This window comes from Acidovorax sp. Leaf73, assembly GCF_916855635.1.
GTDB classification, from domain to species: Bacteria; Pseudomonadota; Gammaproteobacteria; order Burkholderiales; family Burkholderiaceae_C; genus Acidovorax; species Acidovorax facilis.
In genome coordinates, this window is sequence record NZ_CAKASI010000004.1 from 257,291 (window position 1) to 272,154 (window position 14,864).

Genomic DNA, 14,864 nt, shown 5'->3' on the forward strand with positions numbered 1-14,864 from the left:
GATGGCCCTGTGCCCTCTCACCGCTGGCCTGGGCCTCAAGCCCCAGCACTATGACGAGGCGCTGCACTGCACCGCCACGGGTCTGTGGTGGGAGGTGCACCCCGAAAACTATCTGGCCGAGGGTGGCCCCCGCCTGGCCTGGCTGGAGGCCATCCGCGCTCGCCACCCCGTGGCGCTGCACGGCGTATCGCTGTCGCTTGCTGCCGATACTCCGCCCGACGCGGCACACCTGGCGCGACTGGCAGCCCTTGCAAGGCGGGTGGAGCCAGTCATCATCTCGGAGCACTTGGCATGGTCCAAGTGGCGCGGGCAGTACCTGCCCGACCTGCTGCCGTTTCCGCGCACGCAGGCCGCCTTGCACCGCATCGTAGACAACATCGCCCGAACGCAGGATGCGCTGCAGCGCCCCATCGCCATCGAGAACCCCACGCACTACCTGCACATCGACGGCCACGACTGGCTTGAGACCGAATTTCTGACCGAGCTGGTGCAGCGGACTGGCTGCGCCCTGCTGCTGGACGTGAACAACGTGTACGTCAGTGCCAACAACCTGGGCTTTGACGCGCAGACCTACCTCGACGCCTTTCCCCTGCACGCCGTGGCCGAAATCCACCTGGCGGGCCACCATGCCGACCCGGTGCATGGCGATGCCCTGCTGATCGACAGCCACGACGCGTCCATCGCCCCGGCGGTGTGGGCGCTGTACGGGCAGGTGATCGCGCGCACAGGCCCCGTGCCCACCCTCATCGAACGCGACGACAATCTGCCCGCCTTCAGCGAACTGCTGGCCGAGCGCGACAAGGCCCACAACGCGCTCACAGCGGCGCAGCCCGAGGAGGCAGCATGCAGCTGAGCGCATTCCAGGACGGCTTCTCTGCCGCGTTGTTCGGCCATGCCGAGCACTCACCGTGGCTGTCTGCGCTGGAATCCCAGCCCGGCTTTGCCGTGTACCGCAACACCGTGCTCAAGGGCTGCATTGATGCCCTGCAGGCCAGCTACCCCACGGTGTGCCAGCTGGTGGGCGAAGACTGGCTCCGCGCCGCTGCGGCGGTGTACGCCCGCACGCAGCCGCCGGTTGACGGACTGCTGATGGACTACGGCGCGGGGTTTGCTGACTTTCTGGCCGGTTTTGCACCAGCGGCCGAGCTGCCTTATCTGCCGGCCGTGGCGCGCCTGGACCGCGGCTGGACTGAATGCCATCTGGCGGCAGACGCCACCGCTGTGGACCGCAACTGGCTGGCACAGCAGGCGCCCGATACATTGCCTCTGGTGCAACTGCGCCCCCACCCCGCCGCACGCTGGGCCTGGTGCGACGAGCATCCCGCCTACGCGTTGTGGCAGAGCCACCGCGAAGGTCTGCTCCCCACAGAGCCGCTGGACTGGACCGGCGATGGGGCCTTGCTCACCCGGCCCCACGCACCCGTGACGTGGCGCCCACTGTCGCGCGCCGGAGTGGCCTTTTTGGACGCCTGTGCCCAAGGCCAGACGCTGGAGGCCGCCGCCACTTCAGCCCTTGCGGCCGAGCCCACCGCAGACTTTGCGGCCCTGATGGGCACCCTGCTGGACGCAGGTGCATTGATACCCACCGACTCACACCAATTCACCCCGAGGCCAAGGAGCCCCTGATGACCACCAGCACACATTTCCCCACTGCACCCGCCAAAGGCCAGCGCAAGCTGTTGGCGCGCCTGGCCGATGCAGCCACCTCGCTCACCCCGCACAGCCTGCTGGCGATGGTCAACCGCGTGGCAATTGCAGGCATCTTCTGGCTTTCAGCGCGCACCAAAGTCGAGGGGTGGTTCACCATCTCCGACAGCGCCTATGCGCTGTTCCGCGACGAGTACAAGCTGCCCCTGCTGCCACCCGAGCTGGCGGCGCAGATGGCCACCGTGGCAGAGCATCTGTTCCCTGTTCTTCTGGTGCTGGGCCTGCTCACGCGCCTGTCGGCCCTGGCCTTGCTGGGCATGACGCTGGTCATCCAGGTGTTCGTGTACCCCGATGCCTGGCCCACGCACCTGTCATGGGCGGGGCTGATGCTGTACCTGGTGGGGCGCGGCGCAGGCAACGTGTCACTGGACCGGGCACTCGGAATTCGTTGAGGCGCCTGTCTTTTTTAAACTGCCGCTGTTCGCACCCAGCGCACGATGTCCGCAGCCCCCAGCGCGCCCGAAACGCGCGCCACCTCGCGCCCCTGCTGGAACAAAATCATGGTCGGAATGCTGCGGATGGCATAACGCGCCGCGATGGCCTGGTGGTCTTCGGTGTTGAGCTTGGCCAGGCGCACACGCGGCTCCAGCTCGCGGGCGGCCTGCGCAAAGGCCGGGGCCATCTGGCGGCAAGGCCCGCACCAGGGCGCCCAGAAGTCCACCAGCACGGGGATGTGGCTGCGCACCACATGCTTGTCAAAACTGGTGGCATCCAGCTCCAGCGGCGCCCCCGCGAAAAGGCACTGATGGCACTTTCCGCAATCGGGCGCGTTGCCCAGGTCGGCGCGCTGCACGCGGTTGGTGGTGTGGCAATGGGGGCAGACGATGTGCAGGGCTTCGGTCATGGTGCGGCAATCGGTGTGAGCAAAAAGCGGGCCTCTTAGAACCTGTTCAAGATCTTTTCGGGGATCGCAACAGGTTCTTACACATGGCGGCACAAGCCGGGCGTTTCAAGAGCGGGCCTAGCAGTCCTGAGGTCTTGATGTTGCACCCCGTCGCACACCTTGCGCGCGTTTACCAGCGCTGAAACACCCTTTCACCCGGGTCAGCTTCACTGCGTCTGATAAGGTTTCGCCCATGCAGCTGCTCCCCCTACTGACAACTGCCCATGCGCTTTTTCTGGACTTTGACGGCACGCTCACCGAGCTGGCGCCGCGCCCCGAGGCGGTGCGCATCGCTTCCGGGCTGGTCCCCACGCTGTCATCGCTGTACACCCATCTGGACGGCGCGCTGGCCATCGTGACCGGGCGGCCTGAGGCCGACATCGACGGATTTCTGGCCCCGCTGCACCTGCCGCTGGCCAGCGAGCATGGTGCCCAATACCGACTGACCGACACATCCCACCCTGCCGTTCTGCCGCCAGACCTGGAGAACGTTCTGCGGGCTGCGTACGACCTTGCGGCGCACTATCCGGGGTTGCTGGTAGAGCCCAAGCGCGCGAGCGTGGCCCTGCACTACCGCCAGGCCCCCCACCTGGAAGGGTTGTGCCACGACACCCTCGTGCGCGCCATGCAGCAGGTGGAGGGTGTGGAACTGCTGCGCGGTAAATGTGTCTTTGAAGTGAAGCCCCGGGGCGTCCACAAAGGCCAGGCCATTCTCGATTTCATGACACAGGCCCCCTTTGCCGGGCGCACCCCAGTCTTTGTGGGAGATGACGTCACCGATGAGGCTGGCTTTGCCGCAGTTCAGGCACTAGGCGGCTGGGGCATCAAGGTGGGCGAAGGGCCGACCATGGCACAACACCGCTGCATGACATCCGCCGCCTTGCGCGGCTGGCTGTCTTCTGCACGTACGACCTTGGAGCGCGAACGATGAACACGGCAGCCAACGATCCCCAAGCGGGCTCACTCAACCTCGGGATGATCGGCAACTGCGCCATCAGCGCACTGATCGACAACCACGCCCGCATGGTGTGGTGCTGCCTGCCCCGTTTTGATGGCGACCCGGTGTTCAACGCCCTGCTGCAGCCCGGCGACGAAGGCAGCCACTTCGCGATCGAACTGGAAGACCTGGCATCGGCCCACCAGTGGTACGAGCCGAACACCGCCATCCTGCGCACGCAGCTGTTTGACAAGGCGGGCCACGGCATCGAGATCACCGATTTTGCGCCGCGCTTTTACAGCCGCTCGCGCTACTTTCGCCCCATGACGCTGGTGCGCCGGGTGCGCCCCATCCAGGGTGCGCCGCGCATCCGTGTGGCGCTCAAGGTGCGCTACGACTGGGGCCAAACCACTCCCGAGATCACACGCGGCAGCAACCACATCCGCTACGTGGGCGAGAGCATGACGCTGCGCCTGTCCACCGATGCGCCGGTGTCGCATGTGCTGTCGGGCCAGGCATTTGTGCTCACACGCGAACACAACTTTCTGCTGGGGGCGGACGAGACGCTGGTGGAGGGCATCGCCGACACCGCGCGCCTGTTTGAGCAGGAGACCACCTCCTACTGGCGCAGCTGGACCCGCGCTCTGGCCGTGCCGCTGGAGTGGCAGGAGGCCGTGATCCGCGCGGCCATCACGCTCAAGCTTTCGCTGTACGAAGACACCGGCGCCATCGTGGCCGCCATGACCACGAGCATCCCCGAGTCCGCCCACAGCGGCCGCAACTGGGACTACCGCTACTGCTGGCTGCGCGATGCGTTCTTCGTGGTGCGCGCGCTCAACAGCATCTCCGAAGTGGGCACCATGGAGGACTACCTGCGCTGGCTCAGCAACGTGGTGGTGGAAGGCGGAGATGGCCACATCCAGCCGCTGTACGGTATTGGCCTGGAGCAAGAACTGCCCGAGAGCCTTGTGCCGCAGCTGGCGGGCTACCGGGGCATGGGTCCGGTGCGCGTGGGCAACCAGGCGGCCGAGCATTTTCAGCACGATGTGTACGGCAACATCGTGCTGGGCGCAGCCCAGGCGTTCCACGACCACCGCCTGCTGCACCGTGCGGGCCTGGCCGAGTTCACGCGGCTGGAACAGGTGGGCGAGAACGCGGTGCGTGTGTATGGCCAGCCCGACGCCGGCATGTGGGAGCTGCGCACGCGCGCCAGGGTGCACACCTCGTCCGCGCTGATGAGCTGGGCAGCCTGCGACCGGCTGGCCAAGATCGCCGCCACCCTGCAGCTGGCCGACCGTACCAGCCACTGGCAGCAGCATGCCGACCGCATGCGCGCCGAGATCCTCGACAAATCCTGGTGCGAAGCGCGCCAGGCGTTCGCCGAGAGTTTTGGCGGCCATGAACTCGACGCGAGCGTGCTGCTGATGGCCGAGGTGGGCCTGATCGACCCCAAGGACCCACGCTTTGTGAGCACCGTGGAGGCCATGGAAAAGAGCCTGTGCGATGGCCCCTACATGCGCCGCTACGAGGCGGCCGACGACTTCGGCAAGCCCGAGACGGCCTTCAACATCTGCACCTTCTGGCGCATCGACGCGCTGGCGCGCATTGGCCGCAAGGCCGAGGCCCGCGCCATCTTCGAGACCATGCTGGCCGCCCGCAATCCGCTGGGCCTGCTGTCCGAAGACACGCACCCCGAGACCCAGGAAATGTGGGGCAACTTTCCGCAGACCTACTCCATGGTGGGCGTCATCAACGCCGCCGTGCGCCTGTCGGCCCCCTGGGACAGCGTGATTTGAGGCACTGTCCGACAGCGGCCCGGGGCGATCCACAACGATGATGAACCCATGAGCCGTCTTGTTGTCATCTCCAACCGCCTTGCAGACCCCCGAAAACCCGCCGCCGGCGGCCTGGCCGTCGCCCTGGGCGAAGCCCTGAACCAGACCGGGGGCCTCTGGTTCGGCTGGAGCGGCACTGTGGTCGAAGGCGGCACACCCGGCGAGGGCGAACTGCACACCCGGCAGGCAGGTGCCGTCACCCTGGCCACCGTGGACCTGTGCCGCGAAGACCACGACAGCTACTACCACGGCTACAGCAACAGCGTGCTGTGGCCGGTGTTCCATTACCGCCTGGACCTGGCCGACTTCAACGCCAGCTACATCGCGGGCTACCGCCGCGTGAACCAGATGTTTGCGCGCAAGCTGCTGCCGCTGCTGCGCGACGACGACGTGATCTGGGTGCACGACTACCACCTGATCCCGCTGGCGGCCGAGCTGCGGGCCATGGGCTGCAAGCAGCGCATCGGGTTCTTTCTGCACATTCCCATGCCGCCGCCGCTCATCATGGCGGCCATCCCGCAGCATGAGTGGCTGATGCGCTCGCTGTTTGCCTACGACCTGGTCGGTCTGCAGAGCGAGGCCGACGTGTCGCATTTCACGCGCTATGTGCGCAACGAAGGCAGCGCGGAAGAGGTGGACGAAAAGCGCGTGCGCGCGTTTGGAGCCACCGTGGTGGTGCAGTCCTTTCCCATCGGCATCGACGTGGACGAATTCACACGCCTCACGCACGCGCCCGACGCGGTGGAAACCTACGAGAACATGCGCGACGAGTATTCACGCAGGCGCCTGCTGCTGGGCATTGACCGGCTCGACTACTCCAAGGGCATTCCGCAACGTGTGCGGGCCTTTCGCGAACTGCTGGACCGCTACCCGGAAAACCGCGACAGCGCCACGCTCATCATGATCGCCTCGCCCACGCGCGACGACGTCAACGCCTATGCCGACCTGCGCCAGGAGCTGGAAGGTCTGTGTGGCGCTGTCAACGGCGACTACGGCGAACTGGACTGGATGCCCGTGCGCTACATCCACCGTATGGTGGCCCGCAAGCGGGTTCCGGGCCTGTGCCGCGCCGCCGCCGTGGGGCTGGTCACGCCACTGCGCGACGGCATGAACCTGGTGGCCAAGGAGTACGTGGTGGCGCAAGACCCGGACGACCCGGGCGTGCTGGTGTTGTCACGCTTTGCCGGTGCGGCCGAGCAGCTGAAAGAAGCGCTGCTGGTGAACCCCTACGACACCCAAGGCATGGCCGACAGCATCCAGCAGGCATTGCAGATGCCGCTGGTGGAGCGGCAGGCGCGCCATCAAAAGCTGATGGCCCGTATACGCCAGCACGACGTGCACTGGTGGCGCAAGGCGTTTCTGGACGCATTGCAGGCGGCGGGGTAGCCGCCCAGCTGCGGCCCGTTACAACAGCTTGGTGATCAGGCTGACCACGAAGCTCAGCAGCAGCGTGGACGCCAGCGGCACATCCCAGTCGCGCCCCAGCCAGCGAAACCGGAAGTCCCCCGGCAGGCGCCCAAAGCCCAGGCGGCGCAGCAGCGGTGTGAGCCAGCTGATGAACATCAGGGCCAGGAGAATGACGAGGAGCCAGCGGAACATGGTGCGCCGAGTGTAGGCGCCACCGCATTCGGCTACGCCGTGGCCCGGTCGACCCGGTCAGCCAGCAGGGCCAGCGCCTGGGCATGCAGCTGCGGCGTGGCAGCCGCCACCACCCGCCCATCCGATGCCACCGTGAGCGCGCGGCCCTGCCAGTCGGTAATGCACCCGCCCGCGCCTTCCACCAGGCAGACCAGCGAGAGGTAGTCGTAGGGCTGCAGCCCTGCCTCCACCACCAGGTCCACATGCCCGCCCGCCAGCTGGGCATAGGCATAGCAGTCGCCGCCAAAACGGCGCAGCGCGCACTGGCGGCTGAGCGCGTCAAAACACTGCCAGTCGGCCGCACCAAAGGCGTCCGGCGACGTGGTGTAGATGCGGGCCTGCGCCAGTTGTTCACACCCGCTGGCCCGCACAGGCTGGCCATTGCACTGCGTCAGCTGGCCTGCCAGCCCCGTCCAGCGCTCACCCAGCACCGGCAAATCCATGAGCCCCAGCACGGGCTGGCCCTGGTGCAGCAGTGCCACCAGCGTGCCCCACAGCGGCGATCCGGTGATGAAGCTCTTGGTGCCGTCGATGGGGTCGATCACCCACACGTACTCGGCGTCCAGCCGCTCGCGGCCATGCTCCTCGCCCAGGATGCCGTGCGTGGGCGCCTGCGCCTGCAGCACCGCGCGCATCGCGGCCTCGGCCTCGCGGTCGGCAATGGTGACCGGACTCTCGTCCGATTTGGTCAGCACATCCAGCGGGGTGCGGAAGTACCGCAGTGAGTGCACACGGGCCGCATCGGCCAGGGCGTGCGCCAGGGCCAGGAAGGGGGAAACGGGGGTTGGCAAAGTGTTCATGGGAAGGGTCAAGGGAAGAGGTCCGGGCAGTGGTTGGGCAATGAAAAAGGGCCTTCCGCTCGGCATGAACGGGTTGGCATATTTAGTGCTTGTGTATTTTCGTGCAAAAACAATAATTTGCACAAGTGCAATAAAACGCACAACTTTGGTGAACAAATCCCCTGGCCTGCGGTGACCCCGCACTGTTTTTTGGCAACGCACCGTTCTGGAGAAATTCATGCGCACACGCTCCTCCCTCTTTGCCGCCCTGCGCCTGCTGCCCGTGCTGGGCGCCTTGGCCTGCGGGCTGACCGCCGCCCAGGCGGGCACCGTCACGGCCTACACCGCGCTCGAAGAAGACGAGATCAAGGAATACCTGGCCGCCGCCAAAAAGGACTTGCCCGATGTGGATGTCAAAGTGCTGCGCCTGTCCACCGGCGACCTGGGCGCGCGCATCCTGGCCGAAGCCGCCAATCCGCAGCACGATGTGATCTGGGGCTGGGCGCTGACCAACACGCTGGACCCGCGCATCACCGCCCTGCTGGAGCCCTACAGCCCCAAGGGCAGCGACAAGCTGGCTGCCAAGGACAAGGCCGCCGATGGCAAATGGTTCACCACCACCGGCTACATGGCCGCGTTCTGTGTGAACACCGAGGTGCTCAAGGCCAAGAAGCTGCCCATGCCCACGTCGTGGAAGGACCTCACCAACCCCGTCTACAAGGGCGAGGTCGTCATGCCCAACCCGGTGTCCTCGGGCACAGGCTACCTGCAGATCGCCGCGCTGATCCAGTCGCGCGGCACTGACGAGGGCTGGAAGCTCATCAAGGCTATGGACGGCAACGTGGCGCAGTACATCAAGTCGGGCTCGCGCCCCTGCAAGGCCGCGCGGGCGGGTGAGTTTGCGATTGGCACCTCGCTGGCGTTTGCGGCCATGCAGTCGGTGGACGAGGGCTACCCGGTCAAGATGGTGATCCCCACCGACGGCGCGGGCTATGAGCTGGAAGCCTCGGGCCTGATGGCCAGCTCCAAGAACAAGGCCGACGCCAAGCGCTTTCTGGACTGGACGCTGTCGCCCGGCGCGGCGCAGCTCTACACCAAGTACAAGGAAATCGTCACCGTGCCCGGCGTGCCGCAATCCAAGGCGGCCGCAGCGGCAGGCCTGCCCGCCGACCTCTCCAAGGTGCTCTACCCCATGGACTTTGCCAAGTCCGCCAAGGAACGCGACGCGATCCTGAGCGCCTGGCAAAAGACCATCGGCCGCTGAACCGCTGTACCGAACCGCTGCACTGAACCGCACTCCCCGAGGACCACACACCATGTCCCTGCAGATCACCGACCTGCACAAGAGCTTTGACGGCCAGGTCGCGCTCGAACGCATCCACCTCGCGGTGGGCGCCTCGGAGTTCGTGTGCCTGCTCGGCCCCAGCGGATGCGGCAAGACCACGCTGCTGCGCATCATCGCGGGGCTGCTGCCTGCCGATGGCGGCCGCATCACGCTGGGCGGCCGCGACCTGGCCACGCTGCCGGCGCGCGACCGGGGCTTTGGCATCGTGTTCCAGTCGTACTCGCTGTTCCCGCACATGACGGTGGCGCAGAACGTGGGCTACGGCCTAGCCATCCGCCGCACGCCGGCCGATGTGGTGCAGGCGCGCACGGCCGAGCTGCTGGACATGGTGAAGCTGGCCGACTTTGGCACGCGCTACCCGGCGCAACTGTCGGGCGGCCAGCAGCAGCGCGTGGCCATTGCGCGGGCACTGGCGGTGAACCCCTCTCTGCTGCTGCTCGACGAGCCCCTGTCGGCCCTGGACGCCCGCGTGCGCGCCGACCTGCGCCATGAGCTGCGCGAGGTGCAGTGCCGCCTGGGCATTCCCACCATCATGGTCACGCACGACCAGGAAGAAGCCCTGGCCATGGCCGACCGCATCGTCTGCATGCAGGGCGGTCGCATTGCACAGGCGGGCTCGCCGCGCGAGCTGTACCTGGCGCCGCGCACCCGCTTCGTGGCCAACTTCATGGGGCACAGCAACCTGCTGCCGCCCGCCCAGGCACGGCTGCTGCAGCCCGCGTTGGGCGATGCCCCCGAAGGCATGGCGCCCGAATCCGCCCTGCTGTGCATCCGCCCCGAACGCCTGCAGCTGCAGGCCAGCGCGCAGGGCGCGGGCCGCGTCATCAGCACCACCTTCCTCGGCAGCATCCAGCGGGTGCTGCTGCGCTGGAACGACCTGGACCTGCTGGCCGAATCCAGCAGCGCCAGCACCTGGAAGGCTGGCCAGAACGTGGACATCTCGGTGAGCGCGAAGGACTGCGCCTGGGTGCACGCATGAACACCACCGCAGCCCTCCACCTGCCGCCCATGCATGCCAGCGAGCGCTGGCTGCTGCGCGCCTGCCTGCTTCTGCCGCTGGCCGCGCTGGTGCTTTTCTTTGGCGTGCCCATGCTGGCCATTGCCTGGCGCAGCCTGGTGCAGGACACGGGTGGCATCGGCTGGGGCAACTACGCCGCGCTGCTCGACACCCCCGGCGTGTGGCGTGCCCTGGCCAACAGCCTGCTGCTGGGCGCGGTGACCACGGCCGTCACGCTGGTGCTGGCCTTTGTGGTGGCGTTTGGCCTGGAGCGCACCTGCATGCCGGGCCGCCGCTTTGTGGCCGGTGCGCTGGCGCTACCCATGCTGGCGCCCTCGCTGGTGCTGGGGCTAGGCCTCATCTTTTTGCTGGGGCGCAACGGCATCGTGGGCAAGATGCTAGGCGTGCGGCCCGAAATCTATGGTTTTTGGGGCCTGCTGATTGCGGACGTGCTCTATGCTCTGCCGCAGGCCGTGCTCATCGTGCGCACCGCGCTGCGCCAGGGCGATGCCCGGCATTACGACGCCGCCGAGGTGCTGGGCGCCACGCCGTGGCGACAGTTTTGCGACATCACGCTGCCGCAGGCCCGCTACGGCCTGCTGAGCGCGGGGTTTGTGGTGTTCACCATCACCATCACTGACTTTGGCAACGCCGTGGTCATTGGCGGCAACTTTGCCGTACTGGCCACCGAGATCTACAACCAGGTCAGCGGGCAGATGAAGTTTGGCATGGGCGCGGTGGTGGGCATGCTGCTGCTGGCGCCCGCCGCGTTGTCGGTGTTCATCGAACGCATGGCCGCACAGCGCGCCGGGGCAGGTGCCGAATCGGCCCTGCCGCCCACGCTCACCCGCCGCCCGGGGCGCGATACCGCATTCTTCATCGCCTGCATGGGCATTGCGGGCAGCATCGTGGCCCTGGTGCTCACGGTGGTGGTGGCCAGCTTCATCCGGCTGTGGCCCTACCGGCTGGACCTCACGCTCAAGCACTACGACATCACCATTGCGGGCGGCTATGCGCCGCTGTGGACCTCGGTGTGGGTGTCGGCCCTGGCCGCCAGCGTGGGCACGGCGATGCTGTTTGTGCTGTGCTTTGGCATCCGCCGCCTGCCGGGGCGGCTGGCGCAGGCAGCCACAGCGCTATCAGCCTTGCCGGTAGGCGTGCCTGGGCTGGTGCTGGGGCTGGCCTATGTGTTCACCTTCAACACGGCCACCTGGCCCTGGGGCATGCTGTATGGCACGGCCATGTTGCTGGCGCTGTGCAACTACTACCATTACCACACGCAGGGCTTCATGACCATGATGACCGGCATGCGCAACGTGCCCACCACGCTGGAAGACGCCACCACCGTGCTGGGCGGCAGCACCGCCCGCGTGCTGAGCGATGTGTACCTGCCCGCGCTGCTGCCTACGCTGCTGGCGGTGCTGGTGTTCTTGTTCATGCGCTCCATGGTCACGCTGTCGGCGGTCATCTTCCTCATCACGCCCTCGCTGCCCATGGGGGCGGTGACGGTGATGCGGCTGGATGAAGCGGGGCTGACCTCGCAGGCGGCAGCGTTCTCCACCTGCATCATGGCGGTGGTGGGCTCGCTGGCGCTGCTGCTGCACTTTGGCACGCAGCGCCGCGTCCGACGCACCCCAGGTTCCAAGCCCGCCTAACATCGCCACCATGCTGCAAGAAGAACGTTTCCTCCGCATCCGCACCCTGCTGTCCACGCTCTCGCGTGTGAGCACCGAGCGCATTGCGCAAGACCTGGATGTGTCGCGCGAGACCGTGCGCCGCGACATCCTCGCGCTGGAGTCGCAGGGCATTCTGCGGCGCGTGCACGGCGGCGTGGTGGCCCAGGGGCCAGAGCCCGAACCCCCACTGGCCGTGCGCCAGGCGGTGCGCGAGCGCGAAAAGCGCGCCATCGCCCGCACCGCCTTGCAACTGCTGCAGCCGGGGCAAACGCTGTTCATTGATGCGGGCAGCACCACCACCCTGCTGGCCGAAGCGTTGTCGAGCCTGTCGGGCCTGACCATCATTACCAACGGGCTGAACGTGGCGCTCAAGCTCGCTGCGGCCGACGCCGGGCGCAACACGCGCAACGACGTGATCCTGCTCGGTGGCCGCACCGACCCTGCCGTGCAGGCCACGCACGGCGACACCACCGTGGCCGAAATCCACCGCTACCGCGCCGACGTGGCGCTGCTCTCGCCCGTGGGCATCAGCGTGCACAGTGGCGCCACCAGCTTTGAACACCACGAGGCCGCCGTGGCCCGCGCCATGGCCGCGCAGGCCAAGGAGCTGATCTTGCTGGCCGACCACAGCAAGGTGGGACAAGCCAGCCGCGTGACCTATGCCAGCCTGGCCGACGTGGGCACGCTGGTCACCGACGCAGGTGCCAGGTCCTTGCCCGCCTTCTCGGCACTGCAGGCAGCGGGCTGTCACATCGTAGTGGCCTGAGGCATTCACAGGGGGCAGAGCACACCATGGCCTACCAGCACACCATTGGCGGCGAGCGCTGGCAGTTCAGCGACCTGCGCGAAGTGATGGCCAAGGCCACGCCGCTGCGCTCGGGCGACGCCCTGGCAGGCGTGGCAGCCACATCGGCTGTGGAGCGCATCGCCGCGCGCCTGTGCCTGGCCGACATCCCCCTGACGCGCTTTCTGAGCGAGGCACTCATCCCCTACGAAAGCGACGAGGTCACCCGCCTGATCCTCGACACCCACAACGCCGCCGCGTTCGCACCCCTCGCCCACCTAACGGTGGGCGACTTCCGCAACTGGCTGCTGGCCCACGGCACCGACAGCGCCATGCTCGCCGCCGTGGCACCCGGCATCACGCCCGAGATGGCGGCGGGCGTGAGCAAGCTCATGCGCAACCAGGACTTGATCGCCGTGGCGCGCAAGTGCCGCGTGGTCACGCGGTTTCGCAACACCATCGGCCTGCCGGGCCACCTGGCCGTGCGCCTGCAGCCCAACCACCCCACGGACGACCTGCGCGGCATTGCGGCGTCGATGATCGACGGCCTGCTGTACGGCGCGGGCGACGCGGTGATTGGCGTGAACCCCGCCACCGACAGCATCGCCGCCCTGACCGGACTGGTGCACATGCTGGGCGATGTGATCGAGCGGCTGCAGATCCCCACACAGTCGTGTGTGCTCACGCATGTGACCAACACGATTCAGATGGTGGAGCAAGGCGCGCCGGTGGACCTAGTGTTCCAGTCCATCGCGGGCACCGAGGCGGCCAACGCAAGCTTTGGCATTTCGCTGGCGCTGCTCCAAGAAGCGCGCGAGGCTGCACTGTCCCTGCGGCGCGGGAAAAACTTTGGCGATGGAGTGGGCGACAACGTGATGTACTTTGAAACCGGCCAGGGCAGTGCCCTGTCGGCCAACGCGCACCATGGCGTGGACCAGCAGACCTGTGAGGCTCGGGCCTATGGCGTGGCCCGCGCGTTTGCGCCGCTGCTGACCAACACGGTGGTCGGCTTCATCGGCCCGGAATACCTGTACGACGGCAAGCAAATCATCCGCGCGGGCCTGGAAGACCACTTCTGCGGCAAGCTGCTGGGCGTGCCGCTGGGCTGCGATGTTTGCTACACCAACCACGCCGAGGCCGACTCGGACGACATGGACACGCTGATGACGCTGCTGGGCACGGCGGGCCTGACCTTCATCATGGGCGTGCCGGGGGCGGACGACATCATGCTCAACTACCAGAGCACTTCGTTCCACGACGCGCTCTATCTGCGCGAGGTGCTGGGCCTGCAGTGCGCACCCGAGTTTGGCGCCTGGCTGCAGCGCATGCGCATCACCGATGCAGGCGGACGCCTGCTGCCTGCCCACGATCAACACCCGGCGCTGGCACAAATGCGGCAATGGAGGCTGGGCGCATGACACACGAACCAGCGCCACACGGCATCCCTCCCGACCCCTGGGACGACCTCCGCGCCCACACCCAGGCGCGCCTGGCCCTGGGGCGCGCGGGCGCGGCCCTGCCCACGGCCGAGCTGCTGCGTTTTGGCCTGGCCCATGCGCAGGCGCGCGACGCCGTGCACATCCCGCTGGACGCCGACGCGCTGGCCACCCAGTTGCAGGCCCAGGGCTGCGCAACGCTCCCCGTGCACAGCGCCGCCCCCGACCGTGCCACCTACCTGCTGCGCCCCGACCTGGGCCGACGGCTGTGCGACGCCGATGCGCAGGCGCTGCGGGAGTCCTCTGCAAACGGAACCACTCCCATCGATCTGCTGCTGGTCGTGGCCGACGGCCTCTCGTCCCTGGCCGTGGCGCGGCAGGCGCCGCCGCTCATCGACGCGATTCGCCAGCAAACACCTGCAGGCTGGCAGCTGGGCCCCGTGGTGATTGCCCAGCAGGCCCGCGTGGCGCTGGGTGACGAGGTGGGCGCGCTGCTGGGCGCCCGCCTGGTGGCGGTGCTGATCGGCGAGCGGCCGGGCCTCAGCTCGCCCGACAGCCTGGGCATCTACCTGACCTGGCACCCGCAGGTGGGGCGTAACGATGCGCAGCGCAACTGCATCTCCAACGTGCGGCCGGAAGGCCTGCCCCCCGCCGCTGCCGCTGCGCGCCTGTGGTGGCTGTGCCAGGAGGCGCGGCAACTGGGGCTGACGGGGGTGGGACTCAAGGACCGCAGCGATGGGATGACGCTGGTGGCGGGGAGCTCCCACCAGATCTCCGACCGTTCAGGCTGAACCGGTCGAAGCCAAGGAAACTTCAAGCCAAATTCGGCTCTAACGCTTGCCCACCA

At 67.4% G+C, this 14,864-nt stretch carries 15 protein-coding genes; 12 read left to right on the forward strand and 3 right to left on the reverse strand.

The window, feature by feature from the left end:
- The first annotated feature begins 1 nt into the window (after nt 1).
- The 3 genes from LPA35_RS14445 to LPA35_RS14455 are packed head-to-tail and all read left to right on the forward strand — an operon-like array spanning nt 2 to nt 2,099.
- Nucleotides 2–853, forward strand: coding sequence for a DUF692 domain-containing protein (locus LPA35_RS14445; RefSeq protein WP_228897447.1), 852 nt, complete (start codon nt 2–4; stop codon nt 851–853).
- Nucleotides 844–1,626 (forward strand): DNA-binding domain-containing protein, encoded by a 783-nt coding sequence (locus LPA35_RS14450; RefSeq protein ID WP_228897448.1) that lies wholly within the window; start codon nt 844–846, stop codon nt 1,624–1,626. Before LPA35_RS14445 ends, LPA35_RS14450 begins: the two co-directional genes overlap by 10 nt.
- Nucleotides 1,626–2,099, forward strand: a complete 474-nt coding sequence (locus tag LPA35_RS14455; RefSeq protein WP_176888203.1) for a DoxX family protein — start codon at nt 1,626–1,628, stop codon at nt 2,097–2,099. The genes LPA35_RS14450 and LPA35_RS14455 overlap by 1 nt, the downstream gene beginning before the upstream one ends.
- 14 nt (nt 2,100–2,113) lie before the next feature.
- Here the strand turns inward: LPA35_RS14455 and trxC are convergent, their stop codons facing one another.
- Nucleotides 2,114–2,551, reverse strand: a complete 438-nt coding sequence (gene trxC / locus LPA35_RS14460) for a thioredoxin TrxC (protein ID WP_228897449.1) — start codon at nt 2,549–2,551, stop codon at nt 2,114–2,116.
- A 232-nt stretch (nt 2,552–2,783) separates the two neighbouring features.
- Here trxC and otsB point away from each other — a divergent pair, with 232 nt between their 5' ends.
- From otsB to otsA, 3 genes are read left to right on the forward strand one after another with little or no spacing between them, the layout of a single operon-like run.
- Nucleotides 2,784–3,521, forward strand: a complete 738-nt coding sequence (gene otsB / locus LPA35_RS14465; protein ID WP_055396426.1) for a trehalose-phosphatase — start codon at nt 2,784–2,786, stop codon at nt 3,519–3,521.
- Nucleotides 3,518–5,323, forward strand: coding sequence for a glycoside hydrolase family 15 protein (locus LPA35_RS14470; protein WP_121507648.1), 1,806 nt, complete (start codon nt 3,518–3,520; stop codon nt 5,321–5,323). Before otsB ends, LPA35_RS14470 begins: the two co-directional genes overlap by 4 nt.
- 48 nt (nt 5,324–5,371) lie before the next feature.
- Complete coding sequence (otsA, locus tag LPA35_RS14475) at nt 5,372–6,748, forward strand: alpha,alpha-trehalose-phosphate synthase (UDP-forming) (RefSeq protein WP_121507649.1); 1,377 nt, start codon at nt 5,372–5,374, stop codon at nt 6,746–6,748.
- Between the two features lie 18 nt (nt 6,749–6,766).
- Here otsA and LPA35_RS14480 read toward each other — a convergent pair whose 3' ends face one another.
- Both LPA35_RS14480 and hisN read right to left on the reverse strand, forming a co-directional pair.
- Nucleotides 6,767–6,961, reverse strand: coding sequence for a DUF2905 domain-containing protein (locus tag LPA35_RS14480; RefSeq protein ID WP_055396419.1), 195 nt, complete (start codon nt 6,959–6,961; stop codon nt 6,767–6,769).
- Between the two features lie 32 nt (nt 6,962–6,993).
- Nucleotides 6,994–7,800 carry a histidinol-phosphatase gene (hisN, locus tag LPA35_RS14485; protein ID WP_228897450.1) on the reverse strand — a complete coding sequence of 269 codons (807 nt, stop codon included), beginning with the start codon at nt 7,798–7,800 and terminating at the stop codon, nt 6,994–6,996.
- Nucleotides 7,801–8,017: 217 nt separating this feature from the next.
- Between hisN and LPA35_RS14490 the strand changes: the two genes are divergently transcribed.
- The 6 genes from LPA35_RS14490 to eutC are packed head-to-tail and all read left to right on the forward strand — an operon-like array spanning nt 8,018 to nt 14,808.
- Nucleotides 8,018–9,043, forward strand: coding sequence for an ABC transporter substrate-binding protein (locus tag LPA35_RS14490; protein ID WP_228897451.1), 1,026 nt, complete (start codon nt 8,018–8,020; stop codon nt 9,041–9,043).
- A 52-nt stretch (nt 9,044–9,095) separates the two neighbouring features.
- On the forward strand, nt 9,096–10,103 hold the full coding sequence (locus LPA35_RS14495) for an ABC transporter ATP-binding protein (RefSeq protein ID WP_228897452.1): 1,008 nt from the start codon (nt 9,096–9,098) through the stop codon (nt 10,101–10,103).
- Nucleotides 10,100–11,776, forward strand: coding sequence for an ABC transporter permease subunit (locus LPA35_RS14500; protein ID WP_228897453.1), 1,677 nt, complete (start codon nt 10,100–10,102; stop codon nt 11,774–11,776). The genes LPA35_RS14495 and LPA35_RS14500 overlap by 4 nt, the downstream gene beginning before the upstream one ends.
- Before the next feature lie 10 nt (nt 11,777–11,786).
- On the forward strand, nt 11,787–12,563 hold the full coding sequence (locus LPA35_RS14505) for a DeoR/GlpR family DNA-binding transcription regulator (RefSeq protein ID WP_228897454.1): 777 nt from the start codon (nt 11,787–11,789) through the stop codon (nt 12,561–12,563).
- A 26-nt stretch (nt 12,564–12,589) separates the two neighbouring features.
- Nucleotides 12,590–13,999: an ethanolamine ammonia-lyase subunit EutB gene (locus tag LPA35_RS14510; RefSeq protein WP_228897455.1), complete on the forward strand. Its 1,410-nt coding sequence runs from the start codon at nt 12,590–12,592 to the stop codon at nt 13,997–13,999.
- On the forward strand, nt 13,996–14,808 hold the full coding sequence (eutC, locus tag LPA35_RS14515; protein WP_228897456.1) for an ethanolamine ammonia-lyase subunit EutC: 813 nt from the start codon (nt 13,996–13,998) through the stop codon (nt 14,806–14,808). Before LPA35_RS14510 ends, eutC begins: the two co-directional genes overlap by 4 nt.
- Nucleotides 14,809–14,864: the final 56 nt, after the last annotated feature.